The organism is Pseudomonas sp. RIT-562, from assembly GCF_026241895.1.
Lineage (GTDB): Bacteria > Pseudomonadota > Gammaproteobacteria > Pseudomonadales > Pseudomonadaceae > Aquipseudomonas > Aquipseudomonas mandelii_F.
In genome coordinates, this window is the sequence record NZ_JAPJIV010000007.1 from 135,505 (window position 1) to 157,866 (window position 22,362).

At 60.4% G+C, this 22,362-nt stretch carries 15 protein-coding genes and 1 pseudogene; 8 read left to right on the top strand and 8 right to left on the bottom strand.

The window, feature by feature from the left end; all coding sequences use genetic code 11:
- The first annotated feature begins 93 nt into the window (after positions 1 to 93).
- From aceK to ORL50_RS11610, 3 genes are all read left to right on the top strand, one after another.
- Entirely contained in the window at positions 94 to 1,815 is a 1,722-nt protein-coding gene (aceK, locus tag ORL50_RS11600; RefSeq protein WP_266014423.1) for a bifunctional isocitrate dehydrogenase kinase/phosphatase, read from the top strand.
- Between the two features lie 192 nt (positions 1,816 to 2,007).
- Positions 2,008 to 5,919: an ATP-dependent RNA helicase HrpA gene (gene hrpA, locus ORL50_RS11605; protein WP_266014426.1), complete on the top strand. Its 3,912-nt coding sequence runs from the start codon at positions 2,008 to 2,010 to the stop codon at positions 5,917 to 5,919.
- 369 nt (positions 5,920 to 6,288) lie between these two features.
- Positions 6,289 to 7,410, top strand: a complete 1,122-nt coding sequence (locus tag ORL50_RS11610) for a beta-ketoacyl-ACP synthase III (RefSeq protein WP_266014429.1) — start codon at positions 6,289 to 6,291, stop codon at positions 7,408 to 7,410.
- A 417-nt stretch (positions 7,411 to 7,827) separates the two neighbouring features.
- On the opposite strand, the gene ORL50_RS11615 is transcribed toward ORL50_RS11610, so the two are convergent.
- On the bottom strand, positions 7,828 to 9,144 hold the full coding sequence (locus ORL50_RS11615) for a putative porin (protein ID WP_266014432.1): 1,317 nt from the start codon (positions 9,142 to 9,144) through the stop codon (positions 7,828 to 7,830).
- A gap of 279 nt (positions 9,145 to 9,423) precedes the next feature.
- Here ORL50_RS11615 and ORL50_RS11620 point away from each other — a divergent pair, with 279 nt between their 5' ends.
- On the top strand, positions 9,424 to 10,548 hold the full coding sequence (locus tag ORL50_RS11620) for a GNAT family N-acetyltransferase (RefSeq protein WP_266014435.1): 1,125 nt from the start codon (positions 9,424 to 9,426) through the stop codon (positions 10,546 to 10,548).
- A 15-nt stretch (positions 10,549 to 10,563) separates the two neighbouring features.
- Here ORL50_RS11620 and aqpZ read toward each other — a convergent pair whose 3' ends face one another.
- The 5 genes and pseudogenes from aqpZ to ORL50_RS11645 all read right to left on the bottom strand — a co-directional run bounded on the left by aqpZ (position 10,564) and on the right by ORL50_RS11645 (position 15,753).
- Complete coding sequence (gene aqpZ, locus ORL50_RS11625) at positions 10,564 to 11,259, bottom strand: aquaporin Z (RefSeq protein WP_266014437.1); 696 nt, start codon at positions 11,257 to 11,259, stop codon at positions 10,564 to 10,566.
- Between the two features lie 274 nt (positions 11,260 to 11,533).
- Entirely contained in the window at positions 11,534 to 13,366 is a 1,833-nt protein-coding gene (locus ORL50_RS11630; RefSeq protein ID WP_266014440.1) for an ABC transporter ATP-binding protein, read from the bottom strand.
- An 82-nt stretch (positions 13,367 to 13,448) separates the two neighbouring features.
- Positions 13,449 to 14,006, bottom strand: coding sequence for a peptidylprolyl isomerase (locus tag ORL50_RS11635; RefSeq protein ID WP_266014443.1), 558 nt, complete (start codon positions 14,004 to 14,006; stop codon positions 13,449 to 13,451).
- Positions 14,007 to 14,009: 3 nt separating this feature from the next.
- Positions 14,010 to 14,815, bottom strand: a pseudogene (locus tag ORL50_RS11640) (alpha/beta fold hydrolase).
- A 14-nt stretch (positions 14,816 to 14,829) separates the two neighbouring features.
- Positions 14,830 to 15,753, bottom strand: coding sequence for a PA3225 family LysR-type transcriptional regulator (locus tag ORL50_RS11645; RefSeq protein WP_266014449.1), 924 nt, complete (start codon positions 15,751 to 15,753; stop codon positions 14,830 to 14,832).
- Between the two features lie 49 nt (positions 15,754 to 15,802).
- Here ORL50_RS11645 and ORL50_RS11650 point away from each other — a divergent pair, with 49 nt between their 5' ends.
- The 3 genes from ORL50_RS11650 to ORL50_RS11660 all read left to right on the top strand — a co-directional run bounded on the left by ORL50_RS11650 (position 15,803) and on the right by ORL50_RS11660 (position 18,910).
- A complete protein-coding gene (locus ORL50_RS11650; protein WP_266014453.1) occupies positions 15,803 to 16,117 on the top strand; it encodes a 3-phosphoglycerate kinase in 315 nt (104 codons plus the stop codon).
- 151 nt (positions 16,118 to 16,268) lie between these two features.
- Entirely contained in the window at positions 16,269 to 16,868 is a 600-nt protein-coding gene (locus ORL50_RS11655) for an FMN-dependent NADH-azoreductase (protein WP_266014456.1), read from the top strand.
- Between the two features lie 1,175 nt (positions 16,869 to 18,043).
- Complete coding sequence (locus ORL50_RS11660; protein ID WP_266014459.1) at positions 18,044 to 18,910, top strand: carboxylate/amino acid/amine transporter; 867 nt, start codon at positions 18,044 to 18,046, stop codon at positions 18,908 to 18,910.
- Positions 18,911 to 19,012: 102 nt separating this feature from the next.
- On the opposite strand, the gene ORL50_RS11665 is transcribed toward ORL50_RS11660, so the two are convergent.
- Positions 19,013 to 20,311 carry a mechanosensitive ion channel family protein gene (locus tag ORL50_RS11665; protein ID WP_266014462.1) on the bottom strand — a complete coding sequence of 433 codons (1,299 nt, stop codon included), beginning with the start codon at positions 20,309 to 20,311 and terminating at the stop codon, positions 19,013 to 19,015.
- A 193-nt stretch (positions 20,312 to 20,504) separates the two neighbouring features.
- Here ORL50_RS11665 and ORL50_RS11670 point away from each other — a divergent pair, with 193 nt between their 5' ends.
- Positions 20,505 to 21,851 carry a DEAD/DEAH box helicase gene (locus ORL50_RS11670; RefSeq protein WP_266014465.1) on the top strand — a complete coding sequence of 449 codons (1,347 nt, stop codon included), beginning with the start codon at positions 20,505 to 20,507 and terminating at the stop codon, positions 21,849 to 21,851.
- 150 nt (positions 21,852 to 22,001) lie between these two features.
- Here the strand turns inward: ORL50_RS11670 and ORL50_RS11675 are convergent, their stop codons facing one another.
- A complete protein-coding gene (locus ORL50_RS11675) occupies positions 22,002 to 22,277 on the bottom strand; it encodes a hypothetical protein (RefSeq protein WP_266014468.1) in 276 nt (91 codons plus the stop codon).
- Between the last annotated feature and the right edge of the window lie 85 nt (positions 22,278 to 22,362).

Sequence of the window (22,362 nt, forward strand, 5' to 3'; positions counted from 1 at the left end):
GCCAGTCGGGGCACAAGGCAATGGTTGCGTTGCGTAACAAAGGGCCACTAAGCTCAGGCTCCAAAGACAAGAACAGCCGCCGAGGTTTTACCTATGCCGCAGCAATGGCCAGCCGCCGACATCGCCCGAATGATCCTCGATGGCTTTGACGATTACCGCGAGCATTTCCGCCAGATCACTGACGGCGCACGAGCGCGATTCGAACAGGCGCAATGGCAGGAGACGCAGTCGGCATCGGCGGCGCGGATCAATCTCTACGAAGAAAAAGTCGCGGAGACGGTGGAGCGCCTCGGCGCAGCTTTCCAGACCGATGTGTTGATGGATGTGAGCTGCTGGCCACTGGTCAAGAGCGCCTACATCACCCTGATCGACCTGCGCTTCGACGATGAGCTGTCCGAAACCTGGTACAACTCGATCTTCTGCGGGCTGTTCAGCCATGACCTGATCAGCGACGGCTGCATGTTTATCCACACCACCCGGCCGAGCCTGCGTCGGGCCCGAGCGGCGCAAACCCGCACCTACAAGCCACAGGGCCAGCTGTCCGGCATGCTCGCGAGCATCTTTGCCGACTACAGTTTCAGCGAAGACTACGCCGACCTGCCTGGCGACCTGCGCCGCCTCGAGACGCAGCTGCGCGAGAACCTGCCGGACTGGGTGTGCAAGGACCCGGAGCTGAGCGTCGAACTGTTTTCCTCGGTGCTGTACCGCAACAAAGGCGCGTACCTGGTCGGGCGCATCTACACCCAGGACGAGCAGTGGCCCCTGGTGATTCCGTTGCTGCACCGCGAAGGTCGCGGGATCCAGATCGATGCGCTGATCACTGACGAAGCCGATGTGTCGATCATTTTCTCGTTCACCCGTTCGTATTTCATGGTGGATGTACCGGTGCCGGCGGAGTTCATCGGCTTTCTCAAGCGCATCCTGCCGGGCAAGCACATCGCCGAGCTGTACACCTCGATCGGCTTTTACAAACATGGCAAGTCCGAATTCTACCGGGCGTTGATCAACCACCTGGCCAACACCGACGACCAGTTCATCATGGCCCCCGGCGTGCGTGGCATGGTGATGAGCGTGTTCACCCTGCCGGGCTTCAATACCGTGTTCAAGATCATCAAGGACCGCTTCTCGCCGTCGAAAAACGTCGACCGGGCCACAGTGATCGAGAAGTATCGCCTGGTAAAGAGCGTCGACCGGGTCGGCCGCATGGCTGATACCCAGGAGTTCGCCGACTTCCGTTTTCCGCTGAGCAAGTTCGATCCGGCGTGCCTGGAGGAGCTGCTTGAAGTCGCAGCGTCCACGGTCTCGGTGGAAGGCGACACGGTGTTGATCCGCCACTGCTGGACCGAACGCCGGATGACCCCGCTCAATCTGTACCTGGAAAACGCCAATGACGACCAGGTCCGTGAGGCGCTGGAGGATTACGGCCTGGCGATCAAGCAACTGGCGGCGGCGAATATCTTTCCAGGCGACATGCTGCTGAAGAATTTCGGCGTCACCCGGCATGGTCGCGTGGTGTTTTATGACTACGACGAGATCTGCTTCCTGACCGAAGCCAACTTCCGCCATATCCCGCAACCGCGCACGCCCGAAGACGAAATGGCCTCCGAGCCGTGGTATTCGATCGGGCCGCTGGATGTGTTCCCTGAAGAATTTCCACCGTTTTTGTTTGCCGATTCCGGCCAGCGCAAGTTGTTCGATCAGTTGCACGGCGAGTTGTACAACGCCGATTACTGGAAAAGCCTGCAAGAGGCCATCCGCGCCGGCAAAGTCATCGATGTGTTCCCCTATCGGCGCAAGGGTCTAGATAACGAGTAATCCGGCTTGAAGCCCACACTCGCTCTGTGGGAGCAAGGCTTGCCCGCGATGGCGTCCGTAAGATTGTCATCGCGGGCAAGCCTTGCTCCCACAAGAGCGTGGTTTGGTAAGAAATGTGCCGAGGCTCATTTATCGTCCTAAATCTGCGACAATCGTCCCCCTGCGCCACTAGACGACTGAATTGCGTACCCGATGACCGACGAATCGCCCTCCATCGACAAACTGCTGAAAAACCTCGATCACGCCATGCTTGCCGACCGCCACCGGCTGCGTCGGCAGCTGCTTGAGCTGCGCAAGAAGCCGGACGAAGCCAAGTTGGCCCAGTGGGTGACTCGCATGCAAGCGTCCTGCGACCAGGTGCTGGCGCGCCGTGCCAGCCTGCCGGTGGTGCGTTATGACGACAGCCTGCCGATCGCCGCCAAGCGCGATGAAATCAAGGCTGCGCTGCTCAAGCACCAGGTGTTGATCATCGCCGGCGAGACCGGCTCGGGTAAAACCACCCAGTTGCCGAAGATCTGCCTGGAAATCGGCCGCGGCCAGTATGGCCTGATCGGCCACACCCAGCCGCGTCGGATCGCGGCGCGCAGCGTGGCGAGCAGGGTTGCCGAAGAACTGGGCACGCCGCTGGGCGCGCTGGTCGGTTATCAGGTGCGGTTCGAAGACCAGAGCGATTCCAACACCCTGATCAAGCTGATGACCGACGGCATCCTGCTGGCGGAAACCCAGAACGATCGCTACCTCGAACGCTACGACACGATCATCGTCGACGAAGCCCACGAGCGCAGCCTGAACATCGACTTCCTGCTCGGTTACCTGAAAACCCTGCTGCCTCGTCGTCCAGACCTGAAAGTCATCATCACCTCGGCGACCATCGACCTGGAGCGCTTCTCCAAGCATTTCGATGATGCGCCGATCGTCGAAGTCTCGGGCCGCACTTTCCCGGTGGAAACCTGGTATCGCCCGCTGACCCTGGAGCAGGACGAAGAGGGCAACCGGGTCGAGGATGACCTGACGGTGGATCAGGCCATTCTCGCCACCCTCGACGAAATCGCCGATTTCGAACGCAGCGAGCGCAAGAGCCCTGGTGATGTGCTGGTGTTCCTGCCCGGCGAGCGCGAGATTCGCGATGCCGCCGACATGCTGCGCAAGGCCCAGCTCAAGCACACGGAAATCCTGCCGCTGTACGCACGGCTGTCACCGGCCGAACAGCAGCGGATTTTCCAGTCGCACCCGGGCCGGCGGGTGGTGCTCGCTACCAACGTCGCGGAAACTTCGCTGACCGTGCCCGGCATCCGCTATGTGATCGACAGTGGCACCGCGCGCATCAGCCGCTACAGCTATCGCGCCAAGGTCCAGCGCCTGCCCATCGAAGCAATTTCCCAGGCCAGCGCCAACCAGCGTAAAGGTCGCTGCGGCCGGGTCGAACCGGGCATTTGCGTGCGTCTGTACAGCGAAGAGGATTTCCTCGGGCGCCCGGAGTTTACCGACCCGGAAATCCTGCGTACCAACCTCGCCGCCGTGATCCTGCAGATGCTGCACCTGCGCCTCGGTGAGATCACTGATTTTCCGTTTATCGAACCGCCCGATGGCAAGGCGATCAGCGATGGTTTCAACCTGCTGCAAGAGCTCTCGGCGGTCGACCGCAACAGCCAGCTGACCCCGCTCGGCCGTCAGTTGGCGCGACTACCGGTAGACCCGCGCATGGGCCGCATGCTGCTGGAAGCGGCCAAGCTCGGCAGCCTGCAGGAAGTGCTGATCGTCGCCAGCGCCATGTCGATTCAGGATCCGCGCGAGCGGCCGCCGGAGCGCCAGCAGGCGGCAGATCAGGCCCACGCCCAGTGGAAAGACGTGGACTCGGATTTCGCCGGGCTGGTCAATCTGTGGCGTGGTTTTGAGGAGCAGCGCCAGGCGCTGACCGCGAGCCCGCTGCGCAACTGGTGCCGCAAGAATTTCCTGAATTACCTGCGTCTGCGTGAATGGCGCGACTCCCATCGCCAACTGAGCCTGATCTGCCGCGACATGCAACTGAGCCTCAATAAAGAGCCGGCGGATTATCCGAAGCTGCACAAAGCCGTGCTCTCGGGCCTGCTCAGCCAGATTGGCCAGAAGACCGATGAAGGCGATTACCTCGGAGCCCGGCAGCGGCGCTTCTGGATTCATCCATCGTCGGGCCTGGGCAAGAAACGCCCGCAATGGCTGATGACTGCCGAGTTGGTGGAAACCACCAAGCTCTATGCGCGCATGGTCGCCAAGATCGACTCCGACTGGATCGAGCCGCTGGCTGGGCACCTGATCAAGAAAAACCACTTCGAACCGCATTGGGAGAAGAAGCGCGGGCAGGTGGTGGCGTTCGAGCAGATCACGTTGTTCGGGTTGATCGTGGTCGGTCGCCGGCCGGTGCATTACGGGCCGATCGATCCTGTGGTGTCGCGCGAGCTGTTCATCCGCGAAGGCCTGGTGCGCGGCGAGATTCAATCCAAGGCCAAATGCCTGTCGGCCAATGCACGGTTGCTCGAGCAGCTCGACGAACTGGAAGCCAAGGCTCGGCGTCGCGACATTCTGGCCGACGAAGAAACCCTGTTCGCCTTCTACGATGCGCGGTTGCCGGCGGAGATCCACCAGACTGCGACTTTCGACAGCTGGTATCGCGTCAACAGCCAGAAAGACCCGCAGTTGCTGATCATGCGCGAGGAAGATGTGCTCGCGAGGGAGGCCAGTGAGGTCACCGCGCTGCATTACCCGGACACCCTGCACATCGGCGATCTGGAGTTGGCCCTGAGTTATCACTTCGAGCCCAACCATCCACGGGACGGCGTGACGTTGCGTGTGCCGGCGCCCTTGCTGCCGATGCTGCCACCTGAACGCCTGGAATGGCTGGTGCCTGGCGTGATCGAGGCCAAGTGCATTGCGCTGGTACGCAACCTGCCCAAGGCGTTGCGCAAGAACTTCGTGCCGGTGCCGGACTTCGTCAAGGCCGCGCTGCAGCGCATGACGTTTGCCGAGGGCTCGCTGCCCCAGGCACTCGGTCGCGAGTTGCTGCGCATGACCGGCGCGCGAGTCAGTGACGAAGCCTGGGCCGAAGCGGCGCAGCAGGTCGACAGTCACTTGCGGATGAACCTGGAAATCGTCGATGGCCAGGGCAAGTTCCTTGGCGAGGGGCGCGATCTGGCTGAGCTCACTGCGCGTTTTGCCGAGGCCAGTCAGGCCGCACTGGCCGTGCCCCAAACTGCCAAAAGCCAGCAGCCGGTGGAGGCGAAGGTTTTTGCCGCGGTGGCGGAGAAAACCCAGCAGAAGATCGCCGGGCTGTCGATGACGGTCTATCCGGCGTTAGTGGAGGAGGCCGGCACGGTCAAGGAGGGGCGTTTCTCGACCCCGGCCGAAGCCGAATTCCAGCACCGTCGCGCCTTGCAGCGGCTGCTGATGCAGCAACTGGCGGAACCGGCGAAATTTCTTCGGAGCAAGTTGCCGGGATTGACCGAGCTGGGATTGATGTACCGCGACATGGGGCGCATCGACAGCCTGGTGGAAGACATTCTGTTGGCCAGCCTCGACAGTTGCATCCTCGACGGTGAAGACCCGCTCCCCCGCGATGGCGCCGGACTTGCCGCATTGGCCGAGCGCAAGCGTGGGGGCTGGACCGAGCACGCCGAGCGCGTGGCCCGTCTGACCCTGGAAATTCTCAAGCTGTGGCATGGCCTGCAAAAGCGCTTCAAGGGCAAGATCGACCTGGCGCAAGCCGTGGCCTTGAACGACATCAAGCAGCAGCTGGGCAATTTGGTGTACCCGGGCTTTGTGCGTGAGACGCCGATGCAGTGGCTCAAGGAATTGCCGCGTTACCTGAAAGCCATCGAGCAACGCTTCGAGAAACTCGGCGCGCAGGTGCAGAAGGATCGGGTCTGGAGTGGTGAACTGTCCGGCCTGTGGGCGCAGTACCAGACCCGCGCGAACAAGCATGCCCAGGAAGGCAAGCGCGATCCGCAGCTGGAGTTGTATCGCTGGTGGCTGGAGGAGTACCGGGTTTCGCTGTTTGCCCAGCAGTTGGGGACCAAGGTGCCGATCTCGGACAAGCGCTTGAGCAAGCAATGGAGCCAGGTCGAGCCCTGAGCATCTTGCAGGAGGGCACTGCGGGGAACACCTCCTGTGAAAACAGGACTGTGGGAGCAAAGCTTGCTCGCGATGGCGATCTCGAATACGCCATCGCGAGCAAGCTTTGCTCCCACAGGCAGTCTGCTATCCCATACCTCTATATTTCCCATCAGCAGTCGCGTCACCTAGCAAAAAGGCGCCGAAAGCTAGTGTTTATGGCAAACTTCGCGCCTATAAACGCCGGCCCTGCGGTTTTGAGCCTTCGCGGTTGCAGGCGCACCGGAATAAAGCGATGCCAGGTTTGCGTCCCCCGGATGGGAATAGACCCTTTGTGTGTTGGTACGTCGGTGCCAATGCTTTCTGCCTGAACAGATTAGAGAAACGACCATGCATAATGTCGTCATCAGTGGCACCGGCCTGTACACCCCGGCCAACAGCATTTCCAACGAAGAGCTGGTGCAGTCTTTCAACGCTTATGTCGCGCTGTTCAACGCCGACAACGCCGACGCCATCGCTCGCGGCGAAGTCGAAGCCTTGACCGAATCCAGTGCCGCGTTTATTGAAAAAGCCTCCGGCATCAAGAGCCGCTTTGTCATGGACAAGGACGGCATTCTCGATCCGCAGCGCATGGCGCCGCGCCTGCCGGAACGTTCCAATGACGAGTGGTCGGTGCTGTGCCAGATGGCGATCGGCGCCGCCGAGCAGGCGCTGCAACGCGCCGGCAAGACCGCCGCCGACATCGACGGAGTGATCGTCGCCTGCTCCAACCTGCAACGCGCCTACCCGGCCATTGCCATCGAAGTCCAGGAAGCGTTGGGCATCCAGGGTTTCGGCTTCGACATGAACGTGGCCTGTTCTTCGGCAACCTTCGGCATCCAGCAAGCCGCCAACAGCGTGCAACTGGGCCAGGCCCGGGCGATTCTGATGGTCAACCCGGAAGTCTGCACCGGCCACCTGAATTTCCGTGACCGTGACAGCCACTTCATCTTCGGCGACGCGGCCACGGCGGTGATCATCGAGCGTGCCGATACCGCGACCTCCAAGTATCAGTTCGACATCGTCAGCACCAAGCTGCTGACCAAGTTCTCCAACAACATCCGCAACAACTTCGGTTTCCTCAACCGCGCGGCGGAAGAGGGCATCGGTGCCAAGGACAAACTGTTCGTGCAGGAAGGTCGCAAGGTGTTCCGCGATGTATGCCCGATGGTGGCCGAGCTGATCGCCACTCACCTGGAAGAAAATCAGCTGAATGTGGCTGACGTGAAGCGCTTCTGGCTGCACCAGGCCAACCTCAGCATGAACCACCTGATCGTCAAGAAGCTGCTGGGCCGTGAAGCGACGGAAGAAGAGGCACCGGTGATTCTGGATACCTATGCCAACACCAGCTCGGCCGGTTCGGTGATTGCGTTTCACAAGAATCAGGATGACCTGGCGGCGGGCTCGCTGGCAGTGCTCAGCTCGTTTGGCGCGGGGTACTCGATTGGTAGTGTGATCCTGCGTAAGCGCTGATCGATAGGTAACACCTCTGGGTCATGTGGCAGCTGTTACAGCTGTGAGCATGAAGCAGCTGTTACAGCTGGGAAGGCATGAAGCAGCTGTTACAGCTGGGAAGGCATGAAGCAGTTGTTACAGCTGGGAAGGCATGAAGCAGTTGTTACAGCTGGGAAGGCATAAACCTGTGGGAGCAAAGCTTGCTCGCGATGACATTCCTGAAATCGCCATCGCGAGCAAGCTTTGCTCCCACAGGTTTGTTCTCCAACTATGCAGCCATGCAGCAATGCAGCCATGCAGCTGGTTTGAGTCAGGGCAATCCTGCACAAACAAAAAACCCGCAATGCGCTATCGGACGGATGATGGGGACCGATAGCGCAACGCGGGTTTGTAAACGCGACTCAGGCATCCCTGCCCGAGCCGAACAGCGGGTTATCAGAACTTGGCTTCAGCATCCAGTTGCAGGGTGTTGATCTTCGAGTCGCGCAAGGTGGCGTTGGTGTAGTCCGATTTTGCCATCAGGTAAGTCGCGCCGAGGGCAAAGTTCTTGTCCAGCTCGTAGCTCACTTTCAACTTGCTGCCGCGTGAACCGGTAAAGCCGTTGGCGAAGTCCGAGTCGGTGAAGGCGCCAACCACTGCGTTTCGCTGTACGTCGCGGTAGTTGTAGTCCAGGCCGAAGCCGTAGACCTTGGTCTTCACACCCGCCAGCCAGCCCATGTCCTGGTCGTTGCTGGCATCCTTGTTATTGACCACCTGGCCGTACAACGACAGCGGCATTGGCAGGCCGCCGATGTCCAGCTGGCCGAAGCCTTCGTACAGTTTGAACTGCTCGTTCGGGGTGTTGCCGTTAGTGGCCAGTACCGACGGGATGCTGGTGCCGCCGGCAGTGATATCGTCGTCGTTGTCGTAGCCGTAGACGCTGCCACCCACGGTCAGTTTCAGGTTGTCGGTGAGCGCAAAACGCGCGCCGAGCTGACCGGCGTACAGGCGCAGGTCATGCTTGAACTGCACGCCTTCACCGTCGACGTTATCCTTGAGGGTGTAGTGACCGGCGCTGCCGAACAGCTCGGTGCTGGCGCCCAACGGGTATTTGTAAGTGACGGCCAGGCCTTCCGGGCTGATATCGCTATCCCAGATGATGTCGCCCATGCTGACCCATTGCTGCGGCATCTTGCCGCCAACGATGTGCAGGTTCTTGACCGCGTCGGGGTGGTAGTCGACGTAGCCCTGGTCCAGCCAGATCGACTTCTTGTCGAAGTAGTTGTCCAGGCTCTGGTTGGTGGAGCGAGCGTCGTCGTTGTTACCGGTCGCGATACGGATGCCAGTGTCGACCTGCGGGTTGATCTCGGTGTACGCACCCAGGCGGGCACGCACTCGCTGGCGATCGGAATCGCGGTTGTTAGGCACACCGTCGTTCTTGATGGTTTCCTGGCGGAAGCGCACGTCACCCTTGAACTGGGTCTTGGCCGCCCAGGCCAGTTTCTGGTCGAAGGTGCTCAGTGCGTCTGTTTTCTTCGCAGTGGCGGCGATCTGCTCATTGGTCTCTTGCTGAGCCTGACGGGCGATTTGCTGGTCTTTCTGATCCCTGGCCAGTTCGGCTTGCAGCTCGCTGTATTGCGCGTTGGTAATCGAGCCGTTTGCCTTGAGCATGTCGAGCAGTTTGGCGTCGACTGCGGCACTGGCCGGAACGCTCATGGCCAGCAACAGACCGCCACACAGGGCTGCCGCAGTTTTCGTGGAAGCAAGACGCATATCAATCTCCGAAGATGAAGTGGATGACTGAGCCATCCAGGACACAACCGACCTTTGATGGACGGAAAACAGTGGCCGGGTAGAACCCGACGCTCTAAAAACAGGCGCCAGTATCGCGATCGTTTATGACAGAGCAGTGGCAAAGTGATGGCGTTGCGATGACGATACGAATTTGGCGCAAAAGCCCTTTCCAGAGCGCTGCGGTCGGATAGGTCGTGTAGGTTGCGCTGCGATAAGCGATACTCGCGGAGCTTTCACGCATCAGCTGATGAGGAATGTATGCCGCTGCAGCGACTGGAAAATCTGTCTGAAATTGCCCCGCGCACCTGGGATGCCCTGGTACCCCAGGACCAGCCGTTTCTGCGCCATGCCTTTCTCAGTGCCTTGGAGGACAGCGCCAGCATCGGCCCGCATTCCGGCTGGCAGCCCGAGCATTTGTTGCACGTGGAGGGCGATCGGCTGATCGCCGCGCTCCCCACTTACCGCAAGTGGCACTCCTATGGTGAGTACGTGTTCGATCACGCCTGGGCGGATGCCTGCGCGCGGGCGGGCATCGACTATTACCCCAAGTTGTTGACGGCAGTGCCGTTCAGTCCGGTCAGCGGGCCGCGCCTGCTGGCTGCCAGCGTGGAGGAGGGCTTTGAACTGCTGCAAAGCCTGCCGGGTTACCTGGAGATCGAAGGGCTTTCCAGCGCGCACATTAATTTCACCGACCCCTTTACCGATGCCGCGCTGGCGCAGCAACCGGGCTGGCTGCAGCGAATCGGCTGCCAGTACCACTGGCAGAACCGCGGCTATCGCGATTTCCAGGATTTCCTCGACGCCCTCAGTTCACGCAAGCGCAAGCAGATGCGCAAGGAACGCGAGCAGGTAGCGGGGCAAGGCATCGAGTTCGAGTGGCTGGAAGGGCAGCAACTGAGCGAGGCTCAGTGGGATTTTGTCTACGCCTGCTACGCCAACACCTATGCGGTGCGCCGGCAGTCTCCTTACCTGACGCGGGCGTTTTTCAGCCTGCTGGCCGAGCGTATGCCCGAGTCAATTCGGGTGGTCCTGGCGAAACAGGGCACGCGCCCGGTAGCCATGGCCTTCAGCCTGGTGGGTGGCGGCAGTTTTTACGGGCGTTACTGGGGCTGCCTCGCGGAGTTCGACCGCCTGCACTTCGAGACCTGCTTCTACCAGGGCATGGATTACGCCATCGCCAATGGCTTTCAGCGGTTCGACGCCGGCGCTCAGGGCGAGCACAAGTTGATCCGCGGCTTCGAGCCGGTGATTACCCATTCCTGGCACTACTTGCGCCATCCAGGGCTCAAGGCCGCAGTGAAAGACTTCCTGAAGCAGGAGCGGCTGGGTGTGCTGGCTTACGCGGAGGAGGCGAGGAGCGCCCTGCCATATCGGCAGGAGTGATCCTCGCACCTCGCCTCAGGTATCTTCCTTGCCCAGCCAGCGATAGGTCACCCCGCCGAGCACCGCGCCGAGCAATGGCGCGACCCAGAACATCCACAACTGTGCGATCGCCCAGCCGCCGACGATCAATGCCGGGCCGGTACTGCGCGCCGGGTTGACCGAGGTGTTGGTCACCGGGATCGAGATCAGGTGGATCAGCGTCAGGGCCAGGCCAATGGCGATCGGTGCCAGTCCCGCTGGCGCGCGCTTGTCGGTGGCGCCGAGGATGATCAGCACGAACATCGCCGTCAGCACCAGTTCGCAGACAAAGCCGGCGGCCATCGAGTACTTGCCGGGAGAGTGTTCGCCATAGCCGTTGGAGGCCAGGCCCGCCGACAGATCAAAGCCTTCCTTGCCGCTGGCGATGTAGTAGATCAGGCCCGCCGCGATGATCCCGCCGATCACCTGGGCGATGATGTAGGCAGGCAGTTCCCGGGCCGGGAATCGACCGCCGACGTACAAGCCGACCGAAACTGCCGGGTTCAGATGACAACCGGAGATATGGCCGATGGCGAAGGCCATGGTCAGTACCGTGAGGCCAAATGCCAGGGCCACACCCAGTACCCCGATTCCAAGCGGAGAAGACGCGGCCAGGACCGCACTGCCGCAACCCCCCAACACCAGCCAGAACGTGCCGAACAACTCAGTAACTGAACGTTTGAACAGAGACATGAGAGCGTCCTTGATAGGTTTCCTATCGAGACTGTATCGAGTTATGCATCCTGCAGCTTTACGACAGGCTCGTCTCCAGAACCTTGGCTGAGTACAGCAGGGTTTTTGCGGATTTCCAGCAGCGAGTTTTGATGAGCGAGGAGCTCCCTGTAGCAGCTCGCGAAGCCTGCGTTGGGTTGCGAAGCGACCCTGCTCAGTGCCTGGTTGGCGACCGCTTCGCAGTCGGACGCAGCCTTCGGCAGCTGCTACAGGGATCGCGTCACATGAACCGCATTCAGTCGATCCCGACGAACCCACCCGTCTGGTGCTGCCACAGCCGTGCATACAGTCCGCCATGGGCGAGCAGTTCGGAGTGGCTGCCGGTTTCGGCGATCTTGCCGTTTTCCAGCACCACCAGGCGGTCCATCCGCGCGATGGTGGAAAGGCGGTGGGCGATGGCGATCACGGTCTTGCCCTGCATCAGGGTTTCCAGGCTTTCCTGGATCGCGGCCTCGACCTCCGAGTCCAGTGCCGAGGTGGCTTCGTCCATGATCAGGATCGGCGCGTCCTTGAGCAGCACCCGGGCAATGGCGATCCGCTGGCGTTGGCCGCCGGAGAGTTTCACCCCGCGCTCGCCCACGTGCGCATCAAACCCGGTACGCCCTTCGGAGTCCGACAGCAGCGGGATGAACTCATCCGCGCGGGCCTTGTGCACCGCTTCCCAGAGTTCGGCGTCGGTGGCGTCGGGTTTGCCGTAGAGCAGGTTGTCGCGAATCGAGCGGTGCAGCAGCGAAGTGTCCTGGGTGATCATGCCAATGCGCTCGCGCAAGCTTTCCTGGCCGACTTCGGCAATGTTCTGGCCGTCGATGAGGATGCGCCCGCCTTGCACGTCGTACAGGCGCAACAGCAGGTTGACCAGGGTCGACTTGCCGGCACCGGAGGGCCCGATCAGGCCGATTTTTTCTCCCGGTTTGATCGTCAGGTTGAGGTCGCCGATGATCCCGCTCTTCTTGCCGTAGTGGAAATCGACGTGCTCGAAACGCACCTCGCCGCGCGGTACAGTCAGCGGTTTGGCCTGATCGCGGTCGGTGACGCTGACCGGTTGCGCGATGGTCTGCAAACCGTCCTGGACCATGCCGATGTTTTCAAAGATGCCGTTGACCACCCACATGATCCAGCCGGACATGTTGACGATGCGGATCACCAGGCCGGTCGCGAGGGCGATGGCGCCCACCGAGATCAGCGACTGGGTCCACAGCCACAGCGCCAGGCCAGTGGTTCCGACGATCAGCAGGCCGTTCATGCTGGTGATCACCACGTCCATGCTGGTGACGACGCGGCCGGCGAGCTGGGCTTTGACCGTCTGCTCCTGGATGGCTTCCTTGGCGTATTGCTGCTCGAAGTTGGTGTGGGCAAACAGTTTCAGGGTGGTGATGTTGGTGTAGCCGTCAACGATGCGCCCCATGAGTTTTGAGCGCGCATCGGAGGACACCACCGAGCGTTCCTTGACCCGCGGCACGAAGTAGCAAAGCGCGCCAATGTACGCGGCGATCCAGGTCAGCAGGGGAATCATCAGGCGCCAGTCGGCTTCGGCAAACAGCACCAGCGAACTGATTGCATAGATCAGCACATGCCATAGCGCGTCCACCGCTTGCACGGCGGAATCGCGCAGGGAGTTGCCGGTCTGCATGATGCGTTGGGCGATGCGGCCGGCGAAGTCGTTCTGGAAGAAATTCAGGCTCTGCTTGAGCACGTAGCTGTGGTTTTGCCAGCGAATCAGGCTGGTCATGCCGGGGCTGAGCGTCTGGTGCACCAGCAAGTCATGCAAGCCGACGAAAATCGGCCGAAAAACCAGGGCGACCACCGCCATCCAGGCCAACTCGATGCCATGCTCCTGGAAGAAATTGACGTTGGGGGTGCCCTGGGTCAGGTCGATGATGCGGCTCAGGTAGCTGAACAACGCCACTTCGATCAGCGCACCGATCAAGCCGACAATCAGCAGGGCGGCGAAACTCGGCCACACCTGCTTGAGGTAATAGGTATAGAAGGGGAGAACCCGATCCGGCGGAGCGGCCGTCGGAGCATCACGAAAAATGTCGATCAGTTGTTCAAAACGGCGATAAAGCATTGGTTCTCCGCCCGCGCACGGGCTCTCCTTTGACAGTGCGGGCGGCGCCCTGACGAGCGCGGCCCGGTACTTCCCGCGCCGCTTAGTCGATGCGCTTGGCCGACTTGATGAACACCGGGTCGGCTGGTACGTCTTTCATGCCGCCGCGCGAGGTAGTCGGCGAGTTGACGATGATGTCGACCACGTCCATGCCCTTGACCACTTTACCGAACACCGCATAGCCGTCGCCCTGGTCGAGGAAATCGTTGTCCTTGACGTTGATGAAGAACTGGCTGGTGGCCGAATCCGGGTTCGAAGTACGAGCCATGGACAAGGTGCCACGGACGTTGACCAGGCCGTTCTTGTGTTCGTTCTTGATCGGCGCCTTGGTTTCTTTCTGCTGCATCGGTTGGGTGAAGCCGCCGCCCTGGACCATGAAGCCGGGGATTACACGGTGGAAGATCGTGTTGTTGTAGAAGCCGCTGTCCACGTACTCAAGAAAGTTCTTGGTACTGATCGGCGCCTTGACCGGGTCCAGTTCGATTTCGATCTGGCCATTGGTGGTTTCCAGCAGCACGTGCGGCGCCTTGGCGGGCGTGGCGGCCATCAGGTTGGCGGCGAACAGAACGGTACCGGCGGCGAGGGCGATTTTTTTCAGCATGGGTCAGTGATCCTGAGTGTGGTGGTGTCGACTGCGGTGAGAAACTCGAGCAGGGTTTGATTGAAATGTTCGGGCTGATCAAGCGGGGTGGCGTGGCGCGAATCGGCGATCACTACCAGCCGCGCATCGGGCAGCAGTTTTACATAGTTCTCTTTCAGCGCGACCGGTGTGTAGTCGCGGTCGGCGGTGAGGATCAGGGTTGGACAGGCGACCCTGGAAAGTCGTTCCTGAACCCCCCAGCCGACGATGGCATCGAAGCTGGCGAGATAAGCATGTTTGTCGTTTTTTGCCCAGCGCAAGGCCATTTTTTCCCGCAGGTCAGCCTGTTCCGGCTTGGGGAAGAGCTTGGCGCCCAAGGCTTTGCCGATGGTGCCGAGGCTGAGAACGCGCATCAGGCTCCAGCGTTTGAACCACTGCCAGTAATCGTCACGGCTGCGCAGTTTGACTTCGGGCGCGCTGTTGACGATGCACAGGCTTTTGAGCAACTGCGGCTGGTCTACGGCGAGCTGGAAACCAATCATGCCGCCCATCGACAGGCCGACGTAGTGCACAGGGCCAAGATGCAGATGCTCGATCAGCGCGACCAGATCGGCGCTGAACCCGGCGATGCTGTAGCGCTCGCGGGGTTTATCGGAGCGCCCGTGGCCGCGGATGTCCGGGACTATCACCCGGTAGCGGGCGGACAGTGCCGGAATCTGCATCTCCCAGTCCAGGGTGCTGGAGCCCAGGCCGTGGACCAGCAGCAACGGGGTGCCGAGGCCATATTCCTCATAGTGCAGATTGCAACCTTCGTGTTCGAAATAGGCCATGCAGGCACTCCATGTCAGGCTTGTTCAGGGGCGGCAAACGGTGCATCCAGCGGCGCGGTGTCGAAGGTGCGCAGCAGGTCGATGAGGATCTGCGTCGCCGGGCCCAGGGGTTTGTCCTTGTTCGAGTACAGGTAGAAACTCGGATTACGACTGCCGCCCTGATCCAACGGTAGCAGCTTGAGCGAACCTTCCTTCAATTCCCGTTCGATCATGTGCCGTGGCAACCAGGCAAAACCCAGGCCGCTGCTGACAAATGTGGCCGCGGTGGCCAGGCTGCCGACAGTCCAGCGCTGCTCGGCACCCAGCCAGCCGACATCCCGGGGCTGCTGGCGACCGGAGTCGCGAATCACTACCTGCATCTGGCTTTCCAGATCCTGGAAGCTCAGTTCACGGTTCAGCCGGTGCAACGCATGATCGGGATGGGCCACGGCGACAAATTCGACGTCGCTCAATTCCGCACCGAGGTAGCCGGGAATGCTGAAGCCGGTGATGGCCAGGTCGGCAACCCCTTCGAGCAGCACTTCCTCGACCCCGGACAACACTTCTTCGCGCAGCCGCACCCGACAGCCGCGACTTTGCGGCATGAACGCGGTCAGGGCGCGCACCAGGCGGGCGCTCGGGTAGGCGGCATCGACCACCAGTCGCACTTCCGCTTCCCAGCCCTGTTCCATGTGATGGGCCAGGTCTTCCAGCTGACTGGCCTGTTTCACCAGCTGCCGGGAGCGGCGCAACAGCACGCCGCCGGCTTCCGTCAGCACGGCCTTGCGACCATCGATCCGCAGTAGAGGAACGCCGAGCTGGTCCTGCATACGCGCCACGGTGTAGCTGACTGACGATTGCGAGCGATGCAGCGCTTCGGCGGCCTGGGCGAAACCGCCGTGATCGACCACGGCCTGCAACGTTCGCCATTGATCAAGGGTCACGCGGGGCGCTTTCATGTTGAGCTCCTCTTGTCCTAAGCTGGCAGCTCTTATTGGAGACTGCCGAATGAAAAAATTATGTTGCCTGGTGTTGGCGATGTTGCCGCTGACTGCGTTTGCGTATCCGATCGATGTCACCAAGCAGCTCAATGGCTTGAGCATCGACTACAACGCCTACGACACGGATAACGACATCGCCTCCATTCAGGTCAACAACTACGGCACTGTCGATGCCAACTGCACGGTGGTCTTCAACAATGGCCCGGAAGCTCCGCGCACCCGCAAGATCGAGGTGCCAGCTGGCAAGCATAAAAACGCCACGGCCAAGTTCACCCGAACCATCATCAAGATGCGCATCGAGCTGACTTGCTCGCCGAAGTAGCCTCTGTGTAAGCCTTGTAGGATGCGTGTTCAGAAGTTATAAACGAATTTATTGATGGGTTATAGCAGTTATTTGCGCTTTTTCATCGATTTGGTTCTGTTTAATCTTCACTCCATCGCCTTACAGCATTCTCAGATGGAGCCTACAAACCATGTCACGCGTCCTGATCATCGAAAGCAGCGCCCGTCAGCAAGATTCGGTTTCCCGCCAACTGACCCAGACCTTCATCAGCCAGTGGAAAGCCGCGCACCCCGCCGACCAGATCACTGTTCGTGACCTCGCCGTGAACCCGGTGCCGCATCTGGACAGTAACCTGCTGGGTGGCTGGATGAAGCCAGTAGATCAGCGCAGTGACAGCGAACAGGCTTCCCTGGAGCGCTCCAACCAACTGACCGACGAGTTGCTGGCGGCCGATGTTCTGGTGATGGCTGCGCCGATGTACAACTTTGCGATTCCGAGCACCCTGAAAGCCTGGCTGGACCATGTGCTGCGTGCCGGCGTGACCTTCAAATACACCGAGACCGGCCCACAGGGCCTGCTCAGCGGCAAGCGCGCCTATGTGCTGACCGCACGCGGCGGGATTTATGCCGGTGGCCCGGCGGATCACCAGGAACCGTACCTGCGTCAGGTGATGGGGTTCATCGGTATCAACGATGTGACCTTTATCCATGCCGAGGGGATGAACCTGGGTGGTGATTTCCAGGAGAAGGGCCTGAATCAGGCGAACGCCAAGTTGGCTCAGGTTGCTTGATATGTTAATCGCCAGATAATCGCTGGATGTTCTAGTGACCTGGCGTCACCTCTTCAAGGCTTTGACGCGCATCGAACCTCCCTTTGCACTTTTGCTCCTGAGTGCTGCCGCCCGATTGAACGCTTTAGCGAGATCGGGCTTTTTTTTGCCTGCTGATTTGTTATGGGATGGGCGTTAGTGTTGGATTTCCCTGTAGGAGCTGTCGAGAGAAACGAGGCTGCGATCTTTTGATCTTGTTTTGGGTACATATCCATTCTTGCTTTAACGGCTTCTAATGGTTCCGCCCTTACGGCGGGTCACTTTTGGCAAACGCCCCAAAAGTAACCAAAAGGTCTTTGCCCCACCACTCGGCACCTCGCCTAGGCTCGGTGTGCCCTCACTCCGGCATTGCGCAGCGGGTCGCCGCAATGGGCCGTCCCTGGCCCAGCGCGGCTAAACCGGCATCCTTGCCGGTTTACCCGCTACGCAATACCTGCGTTCGGCCATCGTGGTTAACGGGGCGTCCGCGATCAAACACCGGGCCGAGGCGGCCTGAAAGCCGACCTGACGGGTAGTTCGGCTTTGCATTGGCGGAGTTACGTATACGCACATATTTGGCACAACCAAAATCCCCTGTAGGAGCCCGGCTTGCCGGCGATGGCGATCTCGAGGACGCCATCGCCGGCAAGCTGGACTCCTACATGAGTCGTGTTTATCCAGGAAGTACGTGTATTCGTTTGCGTCCATCGCGAGCAGGCTCGCTCCTACAGAGGGGTAGCGCAATGCAAGAGGCCCGGCACGACCAGATAAGCGCAGCGCGCCGGCTTGATGCCTTGGTCGGCCCGAAGGCCGCCACGGCGGGCTGTGGATTGCAGGCGCCCGTTAACCACGCTGGCCGAACGCAGGCATTACGCAGCGGGTAAACCGGCAAGGATGCCGGTTTAGCTGCGCTGGGCCAGGGATGGCCCATCGCAGCGACCCGCTGCGTAATGCCGGAGTGAGGGCACACCGAGCCTAGGCGAGGTGCCAAGTGGTGGGGCAAAAAGCGTTTGGTTACTTTGCGCTTTTTCAAAGTAACCCGCCGTAAGGGCGGAACCCATATCAGCCGTAACAAAAATCACGGATATGTACAAAATTCAAACTGCGATAACCCAAAAAACCCGCTATCGTCGCCGCCATTCAAAACGAGGCGACCCATGGGCTATCTACTTTTCGTCACCCTGATCCAGGCGTTTTCCTTCAGCCTGATCGGCGAATACCTCGCTGGACACGTCGACAGCTACTTCGCCGTACTGTTACGCGTCATGCTCGCCGGCCTGGTCTTCATCCCCCTGACCCGCTGGCGCTCGGTTGAACCCGCATTCATGCGCGGCATGCTGCTGATCGGCGCCTTGCAGTTCGGCGTCACCTACGTCTGCCTGTACCTCAGCTTCCGGGTCCTGACCGTGCCCGAAGTGCTGCTGTTCACCATCCTCACGCCGCTGCACGTAACCCTGATCGAAGACGCGCTGAACCGCCGCTTCAACCCATGGGCACTGGTCGCGGCACTGGTTGCGGTGCTCGGCGCTGCAGTGATTCGATACGACCGGATCAATCCGGACTTCTTCATGGGCTTCCTGTTGCTGCAGCTGGCCAACTTCACCTACGCCGCCGGGCAAGTGCTCTACAAACACCTGGTAGCAAAACACCCAAGCGATCTGCCGCACTATCGGCGTTTCGGCTACTTCTACCTCGGCGGATTCGCCGTGGCACTGCCCGCGTTCCTGCTGTTCGGCAAAGCCGACTTCCTGCCCGAGGCGCCGCTGCAATGGGGCGTGCTGGTATTCCTCGGCCTGGTCTCCACCGCGCTCGGGTTGTACTGGTGGAACAAGGGCGCGTGCATGGTCAATGGCGGCACCCTGGCGGTGATGAACAACCTGCATGTGCCCGTGGGGTTGCTGCTCAATCTGCTGATCTGGAATCAGCATGAAGAGCTGGGGCGGCTGTTCTTTGGCGGGATGGTGATTCTGGCGGCGGTGTGGATCAGCCGGTTGGGTATACGAAAACCGGCAATCGCACACTAGACGCTGTAGGAGTGAGCCTGCTCGCGATGGCGGTGTGTCAGTTGATATCGATATCGTCTGACTAGCCGCTATCGCGGGCAGGCTCACTCCTACAGGGGGGTGTCACATGACGTGTTTTTCCGGCTCGGGGATGTGGCTCGCGCCGAGCACTGCCGGGAGTAACCCCGCCCGCAAATCCCCGCCACTGGGCTGCTGATAAAGACTCAAGCCAAACTCCGGCAGCACCGCCAGCAGGTAATCGAAGATATCCCCCTGAATCCGCTCGTAGTCGGCCCATGCCGTGGTGCGGGTGAAGCAGTAGATCTCCAGCGGAATGCCCTGGGCAGTGGTTTGCATCTGGCGCACCATGCAGGTCATGTTCGGCTGGACCTCGGGATGGCTCTTCAGATACGCCAGTGCATAGGCGCGGAAGGTGCCGATATTGGTCATCCGCCGGCGGTTCGCCGACATCACCGCGACGTTGCCCTGGGCTTCGTTCCACGCCTTGAGTTCAGCCTGCTTGCGACTGATGTAGTCGGTCAGCAGATGCACCTGGGACAGCTTCAGCTCCTCGTCATCGCGCAAAAAGCGCACGCCGCTGGCGTCGATGTACAGGCTGCGCTTGATCCGACGACCACCGGACTGCTGCATGCCGCGCCAGTTCTTGAAGGACTCGGACATCAGGCGCCAGGTGGGGATCGATACGATGGTCTTGTCGAAATTCTGCACCTTCACCGTGTGCAGCGTGATATCGACCACATCGCCATCGGCACCGACCTGGGGCATTTCGATCCAGTCGCCGACCCGCAGCATGTCGTTGCTGGTCAGCTGTACGCTGGCAACAAACGACAGCAGGGTGTCCTTGTAGACCAACAGGATCACCGCCGACATGGCGCCCAGGCCAGATAGCAGCAGCAACGGCGATCGATCGATCAGGGTGGCGACGATGATGATGGCGCCAAATACGTACAGGACCATTTTCGTCAGCTGGATGTAGCCCTTGATCGAGCGGGTGCGGGCGTGTTCGGTGCGCGCGTAGATGTCCAGCAAGGCGCTGAGCAGGGCGCTGAAGGCCAGTAGCAGGAAGAGGATGGTGAAGGCCAGCGCGACGTTGCCGAGGAACACCAGGCTGGTCTTGCTCAGCTCCGGAACCAGATGCAGGCCGAACTGGATCACCAGCGACGGGGTCATCTGGGCCAGGCGGTGAAAGACTTTGTTGTGCCGCAGATCGTTCATCCAGTGCATGGCTGGCTGGCGCCCGAGGAGTTTGGCGGCGTGCAGGATCAGGTAGCGCGCCACTCGTCCGAGGACCAGAGCCACCACCAGCAATATCATCAGCGCCAGGCTGGAATGCAGGAGCGGGTGCTGATCGAGAGCGCCCCAGAGGTCTTGGGCGTTGAGCCAGAGCTGTTTGATATCCATAAGCTAAAACGGTTCTTCTGTTGGACGCGACGGGACGATTAGAGCATCTAAGACGCTTTGTATTACGTCTGGAGACAAATAAGGCAACAAAAAAGCCACTGATTAACGCCGTTTGTGCAAAGAGACTCGGCCTCGGCGCCCGAAACCGGTAACCTATGCAGCTGTTTTTTTGTATTTCTTCGAGGTAGCACCCGTGTTTTCCCAATTCGCCCTGCACGAACGCCTGCTCAAAGCCGTGGCCGAGCTTAAATTTGTCGAGCCAACGCCTGTGCAAGCAGCGGCTATTCCGCTCGCGATCCAAGGGCGTGACCTGCGGGTGACTGCGCAAACCGGTAGCGGCAAAACCGCTGCTTTTGTACTGCCGATCCTCAATCGCCTGATCGGCCCGGCTAAAGTGCGCGTCAGCATCAAGACCTTGATCCTGCTGCCGACCCGCGAGCTGGCCCAGCAGACCATCAAGGAAGTTGAGCGCTTCGCCCAATTCACCTTCATCAAGTCCGGCCTGATCACCGGCGGTGAAGACTTCAAGGTCCAGGCTGCCATGCTGCGCAAGGTGCCGGACATCCTGATCGGTACGCCGGGGCGGATGATCGAGCAATTGAACGCCGGCAACCTCGATTTGAAAGAAGTCGAAGTGCTGGTGCTCGACGAAGCCGACCGCATGCTCGACATGGGCTTTGCCGAAGACGTGCAGCGTCTGGTGGAAGAGTGCAGCAACCGCCAGCAAACCATGCTGTTCTCGGCCACCACCGGTGGTTCGGGCTTGCGCGAGATGGTCGCCAAGGTGCTGAACAACCCTGAGCACCTGCAGCTCAACAACGTCAGCGACCTGAACGCGACTACTCGTCAGCAGATCATCACCGCTGACCACAACCAGCATAAAGAGCAGATCGTCAACTGGCTGTTGGCCAACGAGACCTATCAGAAGGCCATCGTGTTCACCAACACCCGCGCCATGGCTGACCGTATCTACGGTCGCCTGGTGGCTCAGGACTACAAAGCGTTCGTGTTGCACGGTGACAAGGACCAGAAGGATCGCAAGCTGGCCATCGACCGCCTGAAGCAGGGCGGCGTGAAGATCCTGGTTGCCACCGACGTTGCAGCTCGCGGCCTGGACGTTGATGGCCTGGACCTGGTGATCAACTTCGACATGCCACGCAGCGGCGACGAATACGTGCACCGCATCGGTCGTACCGGCCGTGCAGGTAACGACGGCCTGGCGATCTCGCTGATCTGCCACGGCGACTGGAACCTGATGTCGAGCGTCGAGCGCTACCTCAAGCAGAGCTTCGAGCGCCGTACCATCAAGGAAGTCAAAGGCACCTACGGCGGACCGAAAAAGGTCAAGGCGTCGGGCAAGGCTGTTGGCGTGAAGAAGAAAAAGGTCGACGCCAAGGGCGACAAGAAAAAAACCGGTGCCAAGGCGCCAACCAAGCGCAAGATCGCCAACCGCCCGAAGACCGACGCTCTGTCGCTGGTCAGCAAGGACGGCATGGCGCCGCTCAAGCGCCGCAAGCCGGAAGCGCCGGCCGCTGAATAAGCCGCCCAGCCGCTCCCACAAAAAACCCGGACCAATGTCCGGGTTTTTTATTTCTGTAGGAGCTGGCTTGCCGGCGATGAACGATAACGCGGTCTTCAAGCAGGGCTTTTTAAGCAATCGCCGGCAAGCCGGCTCCTACGAAGGCTATTTCTAGCTCTCAGCCTTTTTCTCTGCCGCACCCAGCTCCTTGAGCCGCTGATCAATCAACTGACATTTGTCCGGCAGATCGGCACTGGCAGTCCCCAGGTCCATCTTCTGCAATTCGGCGTTGATCTCCTTGGCTTTCGTCGGGTTCTGCTCGGTCAGCCGCGTAACTTCCTTGGCCAATTGCTCGCGTTTGGCGGTCGCTTCTTCGGGCGTGCAGGCCCAGACGGGCAGGGCGCAAGCCAGCGTGGCGGCAACGGTGATTTTCAGCAGTAACTTCATGGGGGCGGCCTCGTTTCCGGTGAAGGCGGTATAACGGGTTGAGCGTCCTGAGGCGCAAAAAGTTCAGAAACCCGGCCACATCCAA